General features: G+C 72.7%; 12 protein-coding genes. 6 read left to right on the top strand and 6 right to left on the bottom strand.

Annotated features, from left to right (window positions below; genetic code table 11):
• Window positions 1-31: 31 nt before the first annotated feature.
• Entirely contained in the window at window positions 32-1,762 is a 1,731-nt protein-coding gene (locus EDD33_RS05890) for an AMP-binding protein (protein ID WP_123389508.1), read from the bottom strand.
• 24 nt (window positions 1,763-1,786) lie between these two features.
• A complete protein-coding gene (locus EDD33_RS05885; protein ID WP_246003384.1) occupies window positions 1,787-2,203 on the bottom strand; it encodes a DUF3052 domain-containing protein in 417 nt (138 codons plus the stop codon).
• Between the two features lie 214 nt (window positions 2,204-2,417).
• Here EDD33_RS05885 and EDD33_RS05880 point away from each other — a divergent pair, with 214 nt between their 5' ends.
• From EDD33_RS05880 to aceE, 3 genes are all read left to right on the top strand, one after another.
• The gene (locus EDD33_RS05880; protein WP_123389507.1) at window positions 2,418-2,924 is read left to right on the top strand and encodes an NfeD family protein; all 507 of its coding nucleotides are present in this window, start codon (window positions 2,418-2,420) and stop codon (window positions 2,922-2,924) included.
• Between the two features lie 48 nt (window positions 2,925-2,972).
• The gene (locus EDD33_RS05875) at window positions 2,973-4,472 is read left to right on the top strand and encodes a flotillin family protein (protein WP_123389506.1); all 1,500 of its coding nucleotides are present in this window, start codon (window positions 2,973-2,975) and stop codon (window positions 4,470-4,472) included.
• A gap of 107 nt (window positions 4,473-4,579) precedes the next feature.
• A complete protein-coding gene (aceE, locus tag EDD33_RS05870) occupies window positions 4,580-7,381 on the top strand; it encodes a pyruvate dehydrogenase (acetyl-transferring), homodimeric type (protein WP_123393077.1) in 2,802 nt (933 codons plus the stop codon).
• 42 nt (window positions 7,382-7,423) lie between these two features.
• Here aceE and EDD33_RS05865 read toward each other — a convergent pair whose 3' ends face one another.
• Window positions 7,424-8,407, bottom strand: coding sequence for an alpha/beta fold hydrolase (locus EDD33_RS05865; RefSeq protein WP_123389505.1), 984 nt, complete (start codon window positions 8,405-8,407; stop codon window positions 7,424-7,426).
• 192 nt (window positions 8,408-8,599) lie between these two features.
• Between EDD33_RS05865 and EDD33_RS20265 the strand changes: the two genes are divergently transcribed.
• Complete coding sequence (locus EDD33_RS20265) at window positions 8,600-8,971, top strand: acyl carrier protein (RefSeq protein WP_211332438.1); 372 nt, start codon at window positions 8,600-8,602, stop codon at window positions 8,969-8,971.
• A gap of 16 nt (window positions 8,972-8,987) precedes the next feature.
• On the opposite strand, the gene EDD33_RS05855 is transcribed toward EDD33_RS20265, so the two are convergent.
• Together EDD33_RS05855 and EDD33_RS05850 are read right to left on the bottom strand one after the other, a co-directional pair.
• Complete coding sequence (locus tag EDD33_RS05855) at window positions 8,988-9,503, bottom strand: DUF3145 domain-containing protein (protein WP_246003383.1); 516 nt, start codon at window positions 9,501-9,503, stop codon at window positions 8,988-8,990.
• A 146-nt stretch (window positions 9,504-9,649) separates the two neighbouring features.
• Window positions 9,650-10,462: a PP2C family protein-serine/threonine phosphatase gene (locus EDD33_RS05850; RefSeq protein ID WP_123389504.1), complete on the bottom strand. Its 813-nt coding sequence runs from the start codon at window positions 10,460-10,462 to the stop codon at window positions 9,650-9,652.
• A gap of 118 nt (window positions 10,463-10,580) precedes the next feature.
• On the opposite strand from EDD33_RS05850, the gene EDD33_RS05845 reads away from it, so the two are divergent.
• Both EDD33_RS05845 and EDD33_RS05840 read left to right on the top strand, forming a co-directional pair.
• Complete coding sequence (locus EDD33_RS05845; RefSeq protein ID WP_123389503.1) at window positions 10,581-11,996, top strand: hemolysin family protein; 1,416 nt, start codon at window positions 10,581-10,583, stop codon at window positions 11,994-11,996.
• Window positions 11,993-13,039 carry a hemolysin family protein gene (locus tag EDD33_RS05840; protein ID WP_123389502.1) on the top strand — a complete coding sequence of 349 codons (1,047 nt, stop codon included), beginning with the start codon at window positions 11,993-11,995 and terminating at the stop codon, window positions 13,037-13,039. Before EDD33_RS05845 ends, EDD33_RS05840 begins: the two co-directional genes overlap by 4 nt.
• Before the next feature lie 30 nt (window positions 13,040-13,069).
• Here the strand turns inward: EDD33_RS05840 and EDD33_RS05835 are convergent, their stop codons facing one another.
• Window positions 13,070-15,205, bottom strand: a complete 2,136-nt coding sequence (locus EDD33_RS05835; RefSeq protein WP_123389501.1) for an ATP-binding protein — start codon at window positions 15,203-15,205, stop codon at window positions 13,070-13,072.
• Window positions 15,206-15,238 lie beyond the last annotated feature (33 nt).

Below are 15,238 nucleotides of genomic sequence, written 5' to 3'. Positions count from 1 at the left end.
CGGCCATCGTGCCAGTCGGGCTCGGGGGCCCTCAGGAGGCCTGCTCGTCGTCGCCGCGAGCCTCGTCGGAGTCCTGCCCGGAGTCCTCCCCGGAGTCCTGCCCGGAGTCCTGCCCGGACCCGGCGCCGGGGTTGCCCTCGGCGTCGTAGTCCTTGAGGTCCTTCTTGAGGATCTTGCCGGTGGCGTTGCGGGGCAGCTCGTCGAGGAAGACGATCTCGCGGGGCACCTTGTAGCGGGCGAGGTTCTCCTTGACGTGACCCTTGAGGGTCTCCTCGTCGACGTCGCCGCTGGTCACCACGAAGGCGCGCAACCGCGTGCCGTAGTCGTCGTCGTCGACGCCGATGGCCGCCACGTCGGAGACCGCCTCGTGGCGCGAGAGGCAGTCCTCGACCTCCTGCGGGAAGACGTTCTCGCCGCCCGAGACGATCATCTCGTCGTCGCGACCCTCCACGAAGAGCCGGCCCTGGTCGTCGAAGCGACCGACGTCGCCGCTCGACATCAGGCCGTCGACCATGTCCTTCTTCTCGTCGGTGTCGCCGGTGTAGCCGCCGAAGAGCATCGTGTTGCCGACGAAGATCCGGCCCGAGTCACCCTGCTCGACGGGGTTGCCGTCCTCGTCGTAGATCTTCACCACGGTGTTGTACGGCGGCTTGCCGGCCGTCCCCGGGGCGTCACGCATGTCCTGGGGCTGGGCGATGGTGGCCCAGGCGACCTCGGTCGAGCCGTAGGTGTTGTAGAGGTTCTCCCCGAAGGCGTCCATCCACTCCGTGGCCAGGTCGCCCGGGAGCGCGGAGCCGGAGGCGGCGACCACCTTGAGGAAGGACCAGTCGCCGCTGCGCTCGGACTCGGGCAGCTTGAGGATGCGCTGCATCATCACCGGGATCACGACCATCGCGTCGCACTCCTGCTCGCGCAGCGTCTGCAGCGCCTCGGCAGGGTCGAACTTGCGGCGCAGCACCAGCGTGGAGCCGAGCAGCATCGCGAGGTTGAGGTGGGCCCAGCCCCAGGTGTGGAACAGCGGGGCGGCGATGTAGGTGCGACCACCGGTCCTCAGGGGCATCCGCGACAGCAGCGCCACGGCTCCGTCGATGCCGGCCTCGTCGCGGGGCGCGCCCTTGGGGGTGCCGGTGGTGCCGGAGGTGAGGATCACCGGGCGGGTGGTGTGCCCGGGCACGGCGACCTCGTCGGTGCCGGCGCCCTCGATCAGGTCCTCGACCAGGGTGCTGGAGCCGTCGGGCTCGCCGTCGTGCCAGGCCACCACGCGGGTGAGGTCGACCTCGGACTTGTCGACCAGCTCGGTGAACTCGTCGTCGAAGACGATCGCGACCGGCTTCTCCCGCGCGCACACCTCGCCGAGCTGCGGGGCGGAGAAGGCGGTGTTGAGGTAGAGGATGTCGGCACCGAGCTTGGACAGCGCGGTCGAGACGTCGACGAAGTAGCGGTGGTTGCGGCACAGCACCGCGACGCTGTCGCCCTCGGAGACGCCGACGCCGTGCAGCCCCCGGGCCAGCCGGGTGGCGCGCTCGTCGACCTCGCGCCAGGTCAGCTCGCCGAGCTCGTCGACGAGACCGATCTCGTCACCGCTGCGGACGGCGAGCGCCCCCATGCCGCCCGCGAAGCCGATGCCGCGCTTCTGGAGCGTGGTGGCGATGCCGAGCAGCTTGCGGGGGCCGTAGGGCCGGATCACCCCGCTCGTGGCCATCACCTTGAGCATCCGGGTCTGACGTAGTGCCTGCTTGCCGAGCTTGTCGAACGAGGGCATCTAGCGGGGCCTCCTGTAGGTGCGTCAGCGGCTCTTGGGCGCCACCAAACGGGTGCCCGTCCACTCTCTACCCACAGCAACGGTCGTGGTGGTGGAAAGTCCCGCGATCGGAGCGGATTCGGCGACATCCGCCGGATCCACCGCCCCGGGACGGCCCACCTTGGGGGACAGCAGCCAGATCGCGCCGCCGCCCACGAGGTCGGTGAGGGAGTCCACGAGCGCGTCGACCAGGTCGCCGTCGTCGTCGCGCCACCACAGCACGACGGCGTCCACGACGTCACCGTGGTCGCCGTCCACCATGTCGGCGTCGATGGCGTCCTCGATCGCCCGTCGTACGTCGTCGTCGACGTCCTCGTCCCAGCCGAGCTCCTGCACGACCGTGCCGGGCTTCAGACCCAACCGGTCGCCCAGCGCTACGTCGCCCCCTGTGCTCGGGCTCACCTTGCAGCCTCCAAATCCGTGTCCCCCCTGTGGCACGCGCCGGGTCCTCCCGGGCGTGATGTGCGTGTAGTCCACTAGACCTCCCCGCAGGACGCAAGCCTCACGCCCGCTCCCGGGCGCGCCGAAGCCGAGTCGTGACATGCCGTGTGCGACTACGATCCGGGTCCAGCCCGGTCGGATCGTCCGGGCACCACGCACCGGCAGGGGGGCCACGGTGACCGCGTACCTCGTCGTCGGCGTCGTCGGGCTGGTCGTGCTCGCCGTCTCGCTGCTGCTCGGCGACGTGCTCGACGGGCTCCTCGACGCGCTCGCCGGCGACGCCTTCTCGACCGCGGTCGCCGGAGGCTTCCTGGCCGCCCTCGGCTTCGGCGGCGCCGCGGCCGAGGCCGCCGGAGCACCGGTGCTCGTCTCGCTCCCGGTCGGCGTCGTGGCCGGCGTGGTCGTCGGCTGGTTCGCCGCCTGGCTCACCCGTCTGGTCCGCGACGGCGGCAGCGACGGCACGCCCGAGGCCGACGACGTCCTCGGACGCGAGGGGCAGGTCGTCAGCGCCGTCCCGGCCGAGGGCTACGGCACCGTCCGGGTGCTGGTCGGCGGGCACGTCGTACGCCTCAACGCGCGGGCCGAGGCACCCCTGGAGGCCGGTACGCCGGTCCACGTCACCGCCGTCCTCTCCCCCACCGCCGTCACCGTCGCCCCCGTGTGGGGCGAGCTCGGCCCCTGACGGCCCCCTGACCAGCTCCCACCACCGCCCACCTCGGAAAGGCCCCACGTGCCCGGTTACCTGATCCCCGTGCTCGGCTTCGTCGCCCTGCTGGTCCTGCTCGTGCTGCTCGTCACCAGCCGCTACAAGGTGGCCGGGCCCAACCAGGCCTTCATCGTCACCGGGCGCAAGGGCAAGGCGGTGCTCAACCCCGAGACCGGCGCGCTGTCGACCGACCTGTCCGGCCAGAAGGTCATCCTCGGCGGCGGCACCTTCGTGATCCCGTTCGTGCAGAAGCTCGCCACGCTCGACCTGTCGAGCCGGCGGATCTCGGTGCAGATCCGTGGCGCCGTCTCCGGGCAGGGCATCAAGCTCAACGTCGAGGGCGTGGCCATCGTCAAGGTCGGCGGCAACGCCGACCAGATCCGGCTGGCCGCGCAGCGGTTCCTCTCCCAGCAGCAGGACGTCGAGGCGTTCACCCAGGAGGTGCTGGCCGGCGCGCTGCGCTCGATCGTCGGCGGGCTGACGGTCGAGCAGATCATCCGCGACCGCGCCGCCTTCGCGCAGCGCGTGGCCGACGAGTCGGAGAACTCCCTCACCGGCCAGGGCCTGATCCTCGACACCTTCCAGATCCAGGACGTCACCGACGACGGCAGCTACCTCGCCGACCTCGGCCGCCCCGAGGCCGCGCGCATCGGCCAGGCCGCGTCCATCGCCGAGGCCAACGCCCGCCAGGCGGCCGAGCAGGCGCGCATCAAGGCCGAGGAGGAGATCGCGATCTCCCAGCGGACGCTGGCGTTGAAGCAGGCCGAGATCAAGGCCGAGACCGACGCGGCCTCGGCACAGGCCGCGGCCGCCGGGCCGCTGCGGCAGGCCGACCGCGACCAGGCGATCCTGCTCGAGCAGGAGAAGGTCGCGGTGCGTCAGGCCGCGCTGACCGAGCGGCAGCTCGAGACCCAGGTGCGCAAGCCCGCCGACGCCGCGCGCTACAAGGTGGAGCAGGAGGCCGAGGCCAACCGCACCGCCGAGATCGCCGGTGCCGAGGCCCGCAAGGCCGCCTCCATCGCCGCCGCGCAGGCCAAGGCCGAGGAGGCCCGCCTGTCCGGCGAGGCGGAGAAGTCACGGCGTACGGCGCTCGCCGAGGCCGAGGCCATCGAGGGCCTCAAGCGCGGCGAGGCCGAGCGCTCCCGCCGTGTCGCCGAGGCCGAGGCCACCCGGGCCGAGGGCGAGGCGCAGGCCGCGTCCACGCTGGCCGTCGGCCAGGCCGAGGCCGAGGCGATGGACAAGCGCGCCGAGGCGTTCGCGCACTACAACGACGCCGCGGTGCTGCAGATGCTGATCGAGGTGCTGCCCCAGGTGGCGCGCGAGGTCGCCGCCCCGATCGCCGCGATCGACCAGCTGACGGTGGTCTCCACCGACGGCGCAGGCGCGATCCCCAAGCAGGTCACCGAGAACGTCGTCGAGACGCTGTCGATGCTCAAGACCTCGACCGGTCTCGACCTCGAGGCGCTCATCAAGCGCACCGTGGAGAACGCCGTCACCAAGGACGGCCCGCCGTCGGTGGAGTGAGGTCGGGACGGCGTACTCGCCAGTAAATTCTCCCGTGCCGCCGACGGTGGCACGATTGGGCTGTGAGCGACTCCGAGAAGACCTCTTCGCAGGCCGAGCAGACGGTCGTGCCGGCCCAGGCCCCCACCCCGCAGGCCTCCGCACCCCGCGCCTCCGTCATCCACGAGGGACTGCCCACGCAGCTCCCCGACATCGATCCCGACGAGACCCAGGACTGGCTGGACTCGTTCGACGCGATGCTCGGCGACCGCGGTCGCGACCGGGCGCGCTACGTGATGCTGCGGCTCCTGGAGCGGGCCCGTGAGGGCTCCGTGGGGGTGCCGGCGCTGCGCAGCACCGACTACATCAACACGATCCCGCCCGAGCGGGAGCCGTGGTTCCCCGGCGACGAGGACATCGAGCGCCGGATCCGCGCGTTCATCCGCTGGAACGCCGCCGTCACCGTCTCCGACGCCAACCGCCCCGGCCTCGAGGTCGGCGGCCACATCGCGACCTACCAGTCCTCCGCCTCGCTCTACGAGGTCGGCTTCAACCACTTCTTCCGCGGCCACGACCACCCCGGTGGCGGCGACCAGGTCTACATCCAGGGCCACGGCTCGCCGGGCGTCTACGCCCGCGCCTACCTCGAGGGCCGGCTGACCGAGCAGCAGCTGCTCCACTTCCGCCAGGAGGTGCAGCACGGCATCGGCAAGGGCCTGCCGTCCTACCCCCACCCGCGCCTGATGCCGGACTTCTGGGAGTTCCCCACCGTCTCGATGGGCCTCACCGGCATCAACTCGATCTACCAGGCGCGCTTCAACCGCTACCTGCAGAACCGCGGCATCAAGGACACCTCGCAGCAGTCGGTCTGGGCCTTCCTCGGCGACGGCGAGATGGCCGAGCCCGAGTCGCTGGGCGCGATCACCGTCGCCGCCCGCGAGGAGCTCGACAACCTGACCTGGGTCATCAACTGCAACCTGCAGCAGCTCGACGGTCCGGTGCGCGGCAACGGCAAGATCATCCAGGAGCTGGAGTCCAACTTCCGCGGCGCCGGCTGGAACGTCATCAAGGTGATCTGGGGCCGCGAGTGGGACGACCTGCTCGCCCGCGACGTCGACGGCGTGCTCGTCAACGCGATGAACAGCACCCCCGACGGCCAGTTCCAGACCTACTCGGTCGAGGACGGCGCCTACAACCGCGAGCACTTCTTCGGCCGCGACCCGCGCCTGAAGAAGATGGTCGAGCACATGACCGACAAGCAGATCGAGAAGCTGCCGCGCGGTGGTCACGACTACCGCAAGGTGTACGCCGCCTTCGAGGCCGCCGCCAAGCACGCCGGCCAGCCGACCGTGATCCTGGCCCACACCGTCAAGGGCTGGACCATCGAGGGGCTGGAGGGCAAGAACGCCAGCCACCAGATGAAGAAGCTCAAGCTCGACGACCTCAAGAAGTTCCGCGACCGGCTCTACCTGCCGATGTCGGACAAGGAGCTGACCGCGGCCTACGAGGCCGACGGCACCGCGCCGTTCTTCCACCCGGGCAAGGACTCCGACGAGATCCAGTACATGCTCGAGCGGCGCCGCCAGCTCGGTGGCTCGATCCCCCGCCGGGTGATCCGCGCCAAGGAGCTCAAGGTCCCCGGGGACGAGAGCTACAAGGAGCTCAAGGCCGGGTCGGGCAAGTCGAAGGTCGCGACCACGATGGCCGTCGTGCGCCTGCTGCGCGACTGGATGAAGGACAAGGAGATCGGCAAGCGCATCGTGCCGATCGCCCCCGACGAGTACCGCACCTTCGGCATGGACTCGATGTTCCCGAGCGCGAAGGTCTACAACCCCTTCGGCCAGCGCTACGAGTCGGTCGACCGCAAGCTGCTGCTGAAGTGGCGCGAGGACGTCGACGGCCAGCTGCTCCACGAGGGCATCTCCGAGGCGGGCGCGATGGCCTCGGCCACGGCCGCCGGCTCGTCGTACTCCACGCACGGCGAGGTGATGATCCCGTTCTACATCTTCTACTCGATGTTCGGGTTCCAGCGCACCGGCGACTCGATCTGGGCGATGGCCGACCAGCTGGCCCGCGGCTTCCTCATCGGCGCCACGGCCGGCCGTACGACGCTCACCGGTGAGGGCCTGCAGCACGCCGACGGCCACTCGCCGCTGCTCGCGGCGACCAACCCGGCCGTCGTGCACTACGACCCGGCCACCTCCTACGAGGTCGCGCACATCATGCAGGACGGCCTGCGCCGGATGTACACCTCCAGCGAGGAGCACCCGCACGGCGAGGACGTCATCTTCTACATGACCGTCTACAACGAGCCGGTGAGCCAGCCCAAGGAGCCCGAGGACCTCGACCTCGAGGGTCTGCTCAAGGGCATCTACAAGTTCAACGACGCCCCCGAGGTCTCGGGCGACCGCGAGGCCCCGCGGGCCCAGCTGCTCGCCTCGGGCATCGGCTTCCCGTGGGTGCTCAAGGCCCAGCAGCTGCTCGCCGAAGAGTGGGGCGTGGCCGCCGACGTGTGGTCGGTGACCTCGTGGAACGAGCTGGCCCGCGAGGCGGTCGACTGCGAGCGCTGGTCGCTGAACCACCCCGGCGAGAAGGCCCGCGACGCCTACGTCACCACCAAGCTCGAGGGGGCCATCGGCCCCGTCGTCGCGGTCAGCGACTACATGCGCGCGGTGCCGATGCAGATCGCCCACTGGGTGCCCGAGGACTACCACGTGCTCGGCACCGACGGGTTCGGCTTCGCCGACACCCGCCCGGCCGCCCGTCGCTACTTCCAGGTCGACGCCGAGAGCGTCGTCGTGGCCACCCTGCGGGCCCTGGCCCAGCGCGGCGAGGTCAAGCCGGAGCTGGTGACCGAGGCGTTCGAGAAGTACCGCATCGACGACCCGACCGCCGTCTCCGACGTCGCCCAGGAGGGCGGGGACGCCTGAGGTCCCGCGATCCGGCGCCTGGCCGCCCGCGAGTCGGGAGGGTCAGGCGCCGGGCAGCTGGGCGACCGGGGTCATCGGCGACTCGCCGGCCTCGGCCCGGTTGGACGGCAGCGCCGGCCCGTTGCGGAGCAGGGTGCGCCAGCGCCCGCGGTGGTAGGACGCGGGGTGGGTCGCCCGGACGAACTCCTGGACGACCCGAACGAACCGCTCCGGGTGGTCCTTGTGCGGGAAGTGCCCGGCGTTGGGCACGATCTCCACGACCGCGCCCGGCGCGGTGCGCGCGGCGTTGTTCGCGTGCGTGGCCGGGATGACCATGTCGTCGGTGCCCCAGACCACCAGCATCGGCATCGCCTGCGTCAGGTAGGCACGGTCGACCATGGTGACGATCTGGCCCTTCATGTCGACCACGGCGCGCACCACGTGGGCGATCGCGGCCCGGGCCCGGGGGTCCTTGAACGACTCGTAGATGTCGGCGACCTCGCCCAGGTCGCGGGTGCCGTGCAGGCCGGTGCGCGAGAGCGCCCGCAGGCCGGCCTTGCCGACGTGGCGCACCCCCGGGAGGGTGGCCAGGCCCATCGCCTGGTGGAAGCCGGGGAGCGTGATCAGCCGGATCAGCGGCGTCACCTCGGGGCCCAGGCCGCCGGGGGCGACCAGGATCATCCGCTCGGTGCGCTCGGGGAACTGGTAGGCGAACTGCATCGCGACCCCGCCGCCGAAGCTGTGGCCGACCACGGTGACCTTGTCGACGCCGAGCACGGTCAGCAGGTCGCGCATGCCGTTGGCGTAGCCGCCGACGGAGTAGTCGGCCCGGGGCTTGGCGCTCACGCCGTGGCCCAGCAGGTCGGGTGCGATGACGGTGAAGTGGCGCGCGAGGTCGCGGATGGCCGGGAACCACGTCGTGTGGTCGCAGCCGAGCCCGTGGAGCAGCAGCAGCGCCGGGCCCGAACCGGCGCGCACGAAGGCGCGCTCGTGACCGTGGATGGTCACGCGCTGCAGCTCGAAAGCCGCGTCGGGCTCCGTGGTCATGCACACTCCTGGGGTTCGGCGGGCCTCCCGAGCAGAGTCAACCACGCACGGTCGGGTTCCGGTCGGTCGCCGCGCGACGGGGCCGACAGGTGGACGGTAGGGGCGAATCCCCTGTCCTGGTGGGCGATTCTCGGTTGCGAGGGGCCCGATCGGGGTACGACTGCGAGCCGTCTCGACGGGTACGATCCGCGGGTGCCGCCCCGCTTCACCCGCCCCGCCGCGAGACCGGCGCTCCGACCCTCGCCCCGGCCCGGCCGACGCCGTCCGCCCGGCGGGACGGCCGCGCCCCACCCGGAGCGGACCTCCGCGGTCGACCCCACGCGGTTGCGCCAGGTGGCGGAGCTGGTGGAGCTGGTGACCGGCACGGCTGCGGGCGACGTGCGGCCCGAGCACCGGTTCGTCGACGACCTGCGGGTCGACTCGCTGTCGATGATCGAGGTGCTGGAGGGCTGCGAGCGCCGGCTGGGCGTGCGCGTGCCCGACGCGGTCACCCGCGAGCTGGTCCACGTCGGCGACCTCGTCGACTTCCTGGCGCACCAGGAGCGTCGTACGCCGGGGAGCTGAGGTTCCGCGTGCAGCCTCAGACGACGTGGTGCAGCCAGCGCACCGCGACGCCCTCGCCGGCGTGCCGGAAGGTCTCCAGCTCGGCGTCCCACGCCTTGCCGAGCAGCTTGTCGACCTCGAGCTCGAGCGTGGTCTCCCCCAGGGCCGCCTTCACGACGGCGGCCTTGAGCCGGTCCTCGGGGATCATCACGTCGCCGTGGAGGCCGGTGACGGCGTGGAAGACGCCGAGCGTCGGGGTGACGGAGTAGCGCGCGCCCTCGGTCGACGACGTCGCCTCCTCGGTGACCTCGAAGCGCAGGTGGTTCCAGCCGCGCAGCGCCGAGGTGATGGCGGCGGCGGTGCCGGTGTCGCCGGACCAGGAGTACTCCGTGCGGTAGTGGCCGGCCTGGGCCGGCTGGGGGGTCCACTCGACGCGGGGGGCGATGCCCAGCACACCGCCGACGGCCCACTCGACGTGCGGGCACAGCGCAGAGGGCGTGGAGTGCACGTAGAGCACACCACGCGTGGTGGGACGGTTGGCTGCAGCACTCACGGGGACCTCCTCAGGCTCGGCGTCGAGGTACGCCTTCCCCAGCGGACTCGAACGAGCAGGCAGGTCACATGACGTGCGGTGCAGATGTGGACTTGTGCGCCCATTGTGACGCATGGGCACGGCCGTGACCAGCAGAACGCGGAAACTCAGGCGCTGCGCCGCACGTGCACCGCCGCGGCGTCGACCACCAGGCGCGGGTCGCGCCCGGCCCCGACGAGCACTCCCTCGGGACTGGCCGGCACGCCGGGCACGACGGTGGCCAGCACGCAGGTGACGTTGTCGCGGCCCCCGGCGGCGTTGGCCGCCGCCACCAGGGCGGTCACGGCGGCGTCGTCGGAGCGGTGGGCGGCGAGCACAGCGGCGATCGCCGCCTCGTCGACGAGGTCGGTGAGCCCGTCGCTGCACAGCAGCACCCGGTCGCCGCGGCGCACGTCGAGCCAGGTCAGGTCGCCGGTCTCCGCGGGGTCGCCGCCCAGGCTGCGCACCACCACGTGGCGCCACGGGTGCTCGCGGGCCTCGGCAGGGGTCAGCCGACCGTCGTCGACCAGGTCCTGGACGTAGGTGTGGTCCCGGGTCACGCGGGTCAGGGCGCTCCCCCGCCAGACGTAGGCCCGGGAGTCGCCGAGGTGGGCCAGCGCGAACCGACGACCGTCGCCGAGGACGGCGGTCAGGGTCGTGGCCATCCCGGCGCGGCGCTCGTCCTGGGCGACACCGAGGGCCACCTGCTCCTGCGCCAGTCGTACGCCGCTGCGCAGCGCGGCCAGCGGGTCGGCGTACGCCCCCTGGAGGGCGAGCGCCGAGAGCACGTAGACGGCGGTCGCCGAGGCGACCTCTCCGGCGGCCGCTCCCCCGACGCCGTCGGCGACGACGAGCAGGCCGGGACCGGCGTACCCCGAGTCCTCGTTGTGGTCGCGCACCCGACCGCGATCGCTGGCTGCAGCACCGGTGAACCTCAGCACGGTCGACCACCTCTCCCCGACACCTGGTCAACGCCCGGGGGTACCGACGTGTTCCGGCGGGTGACCCGCACGCACGGGCGCGGTCACCGGCGCGGTCGGGACCCCCCACAATAGGGGCATGGAATGGCTCCTGCTGGCGGTCTCGGCCGGCCTCGTGCTGGCCTGCGGCGTCTTCGTGGCAGCCGAGTTCAGCTTCGTCACCGTCGACCGCTCGAGCGTGGAGAAGGCGGCCGCCGAGGGCGACAAGGGCGCCGAGGGTGTCCGCGTCGCGCTGAAGTCGCTCTCGACCCAGCTCTCAGGGGCCCAGGTCGGCATCACGCTGACCAACCTGGCGATCGGCTTCCTCGCCGAGCCGGCGATCTCGGAGCTGATCCGCGGACCGCTGGAGCTGGTCGGCACCCCGGAGTCGGCGGTGACGCCGATCGCGGTGGCCGCGGGCCTCGTGCTGGCCACCGGCCTGACGATGATCTTCGGCGAGCTGGTGCCCAAGAACCTCGCCATCGCCCTGCCGCTCGCCACGGCCAAGGCCACCCAGGTCCCGATGCGGTTCTTCACCACCGCGATGCGTGGCCCGATCCGGCTGCTGAACGGCTCGGCCAACGCGATCGTCCGCGCGCTGGGTGCCGAGCCGCAGGAGGAGCTGCGCTCGGCGCGCTCCGTCGACGAGCTCGCGTCGCTGACCAAGCGCAGCGCCACCGAGGGCACCCTGGACAGCGAGACGGCCAACCTGGTGGAGCGCTCGGTGGCCTTCGGCCCGCGCACCGCCGGCGAGATCATGACGCCGCGGGTGCAGATGGCCTGCGTCGACGCCACCGACCCGGTCAGCGAGATCATCGACCTGTCGAGCTCGACGGGGTTCTCGAAGTTCCCCGTCATCAAGGGCACCTCGGACAACGTGGTCGGCTCGGTCCACGTCAAGCAGGCCGTGGCGGTCCCGCGCTCGGAGCGCAGCGACACCCTGATCCGCGAGGTGATGGTGGAGGCCACCGTCGTGCCCGAGTCGCTGCGGCTCGACCCGCTGCTCTCGCTGCTGCGCGGCGAGGGGTTCCAGATGGCGATCGTCTCCGACGAGTACGGCGGGACGGCGGGCGTGGTGACGCTCGAGGACGTCGTCGAGGAGATCGTGGGCGACATCGCCGACGAGCACGACCGCTACGGCTCCCGGCTGCGGCAGCGGCCCGACGGGTCCTGGATCGTCTCCGGCCTGCTGCGGCCCGACGAGGTCGCCGCCGCCACCGGCCTGGAGCTCCCCGAGGACGAGGACTACGACACGATCGCGGGCCTCCTGGTGCGCGAGCTGGGCCGCATCCCCGAGCGCGGCGACCGGGCACTGGTGCCGCTGCCGGTCGAGGTGCCCGAGGACGACGACGAGGCCCCGGTGCAGGAGCACGTGGTGCTGCGCGTGGAGCGGATGGACGGGCTGCGCGTCGACCGGATCTCGATCCGGCGGCTGCTGCCCGACGACGACGACCAGACGTCCGTCGACACCCCGGCCACCCGGTCCTCCCGCAGCGACGGGGAGGTGGCCCGATGAGCACCCAGGCCGCCCTGCTGCTCGGCGTCGCGCTGCTGCTCGCCAACGCGTTCTTCGTCGGCGCGGAGTTCGCGCTCGTCTCCGCGCGGCGTACCCAGATCGAGCCACGGGCCAAGCAGGGCTCGCGGATGGCGCGCTCGACCCTCCAGGCGATGGAGAAGGTCTCGCTGGTCATGGCGGGCGCCCAGCTCGGCATCACCGTGTGCTCGCTGGGCCTCGGCGCGGTCGCCGAGCCGGCGCTGGCGCACCTCCTCGAGCCGCTCGCGCACGCCGTCGGCGTCCCCGAGTCGTGGGTGCACCCGGTCGCCTTCGTGATCGCCCTGGTCGTGGTGGTCTACCTCCACGTCGTGCTCGGCGAGATGGTGCCCAAGAACCTCGCGCTCGCCGGGCCCGAGCGGGCCGCGCTGCTGTTCGGCCCGCCGATGATGCTCGTCATCACCGTGCTGCGGCCCGTGGTGTGGCTGTTCAACGCCATCGCCAACGGCCTGATCCGGCTGCTGCGCATCGAGCCGCGCGACGAGGTCAGCTCGTCCTTCACCCGCGAGCAGGTGGAGGCGATGGTCGACGAGTCGCGGGCCGAGGGGCTGCTGGAGGAGCGGGAGTACGAGCGCCTCTCCGGAGCCCTGGGCTTCACCTCGCGCACCGTCGCCGACGTGCTGCTGCCCCTCGCGGACCTGGAGACCGTACGCCGCGGCGCCCGCGCCTCCGACGTGGAGGTGGTGTGCGCCCGCACGGGCTTCTCCCGCTTCCCGGTGGCCGCCGACGACGGCGCGCTCGTCGGCTACCTGCACATCAAGGACGTGCTCCAGTCCGACCCGCAGGGCCGGGCCCGGATCGTCGAGGACAAGTGGATCCGCCCCTTCGCGACCGTCCGCACCGAGGACACCCTGGTGGGCGCGCTGCAGACCATCCAGGCCCGCGGCGCCCACATGGCCCGCGTGGTCGACCCGCAGGGCGAGGTCGTGGGCGTGGCCACCCTCGAGGACGTCATCGAGGAGCTGGTCGGCGAGATCCGCGACGCGGCCCACGCCGAGGGACGCTAGGGCCCGACCGGCGCAGGACCCGCCCGAGGCTCAGCCCGCGCGGCGTGCGGCCGGCAGCGTCAGCACGAACGCGGTGCCCGGGCCGTCGTCCCGGTCGCGCGCCACGATGGTGCCGCCGTGCCGCTCGACGATGGTCTGGCACACCGAGAGCCCGATCCCGTGTCCCTCGAAGCCGCTGGACCCGCCCGCCCGGTGGAACGTGGTGAACACCGCCTCCCGATCGGCCGCGGGGATGCCGATGCCGCGGTCGGCCACGGTCACCTCGACGAGGTCGGCCAGGCGCCGGCCCCGGACCTCGACCTCGGCGCGCGTGCCCGGGACGACGTACTTCACGGCGTTGCCCACGAGGTTGTCCAGCAGCTGCCGCACCAGCGCCTCGTCGGCGTGCACCGGGGGCAGCTCCCCCACCTCGACCGACGCCTCGGCCCCGCGGGCGCGGTCGAGGTGGACGGCGACCACGGACGCGGCGAGGGCGTGCAGGTCGACGTCGGCGAGACGCAGCTGCTGGTCGCGGGCGGTCGAGGACTCGAGGAGGTCACGGATCAGGCGGCGCATGCCGGCGGCCGCGCCGGTGACCCGGTCGAGGGTCGCGAGCACGTCCCCCGACGGCACGCTGGGCACCTCCTCGGCCTGGTGGACGAGGAGCTCCGTCCAGCCCTCGACGACGCTCAGCGGACCCTTGAGGTCGTGGGCCAGCACCCGGGCGAAGGACTCCAGCGCGTGCCGCTGGGCCCGCTGCGCGGTGACGTCGTGGTAGATCACCACGGCCTGCGGCAGACCGTCGTCGGTCACGAACGGCAGCCGCCTGGCGCTCACCGAGAGCACCCGGTCGGGGCCGCGCTCGGGCACCGAGAGGTGGACCTCGTCGGCCTGCACCTCCTCGCCGCGCAGCGCCCGCACGAAGGGCAGTTCGGACGGCGGCAGTGGCTGGCCGTCGGCGGTCCGGAGCCGCGCCGGGGACTCGGCCAGGCGCTCGCGCGGGCCCACGCTGTGGTGCAGCAGCTCCTCGCCCGCGGGGTTCTGCAGCAGCACCGTCCCCTGCTCGTCGACCACCGTCAGCCCCTCGTGCATCGAGTCGATGACGGTGCTCAGCAGCGCGGCCTGGTTGGCCGCGGCGTCACGCGCCGCCGCCAGGCCGCGGTGCAGCGCCCGCCGCTCCGTCGCGCCGAGCGCCAGCAGCACACCGAGCCCGAACAGCAGCCCGATGAACACCTGCGAGACCAGCGCCTGCACCGCCCGGGTGTCGGCCTGGGCGAAGGGCCCGACGTCGGCCAGCGTGCAGGCCGCGACCACGACGCTCAGCGCGAGCGAGTGCAGGGCCACCACGCGCGGGCTGAAGCGCGTCCCGGCCCAGACGGTCGGCACCAGCAGCGGGAACGCGAGCGGCAGGCCGGACCACCAGCCGAACACCGCGAGGTAGAGGCCCGCGGAGACCAGCACCAGGGCCAGCAGCTCCACCGGACGGGTCGGGGGCTCGTCGCGCTCGACGCGGACCCCGGGCCGGCCGACCAGCCACGCCGGCACGAGCAGGGCGGCCAGCGTGACCACGACCAGGGCGCCGGCGCTGTTGCGGCCCCACCACAGCAGCGCGTCGAGCGCCTCCCAAGGGACCCCCAGCGCCAGCAGGCCGACCGTCCCGGCGAGCACCGCGGCGACCGAGGACAGCAGGCACGCACCGGCCAGGGCGAGGAAGTCGCGCAGGTGCACCATCGGCTGCCGGCCCCCGCCGACGAGCAGCGTCGGCGCCGACCAGCGCAGCAGCACGGCGCCGACGAACGCCTGCACCACGTTGGGGACCACGAAGACCAGCGAGCGCAGCGCGTCGACGCCGGTGAGGACGTTGACGCCGAAGGTCGCGGCGGCCAGGAGCGCCCCCGCCGCGGGCCACCAGCGCCGCGGCACCAGTGCGAGCACCAGGACCGCCCCGCCGGCGGCCGGCCACACCAGGCTCAGCGTCGCCCCGGGGAAGGTCGCGGCCCGACCGACGAGGCCCATGAGCAGGAACGCCACGGTCCCGACCACGAGGGTGGCGACCACCCGTCCGCTCCCTGCCCGCATCGCACCCTCCCCGACGGCGACCTCGTCGTGCCCGACACCCCCGCCGACGTCCTGGCTCGTGGCGGGTGCCGGCGGGGCCGGCGCTCGCGCGGGCAGGGTGGCCGTCACCCGGTGGACCGGGGTTCGGCGGGGGTCGTCACG

The organism is Nocardioides aurantiacus (assembly GCF_003752505.1).
GTDB classification, from domain to species: domain Bacteria; phylum Actinomycetota; class Actinomycetes; order Propionibacteriales; family Nocardioidaceae; genus Marmoricola; species Marmoricola aurantiacus.
This window is presented reverse-complemented; position numbering and strand designations above follow the sequence as displayed.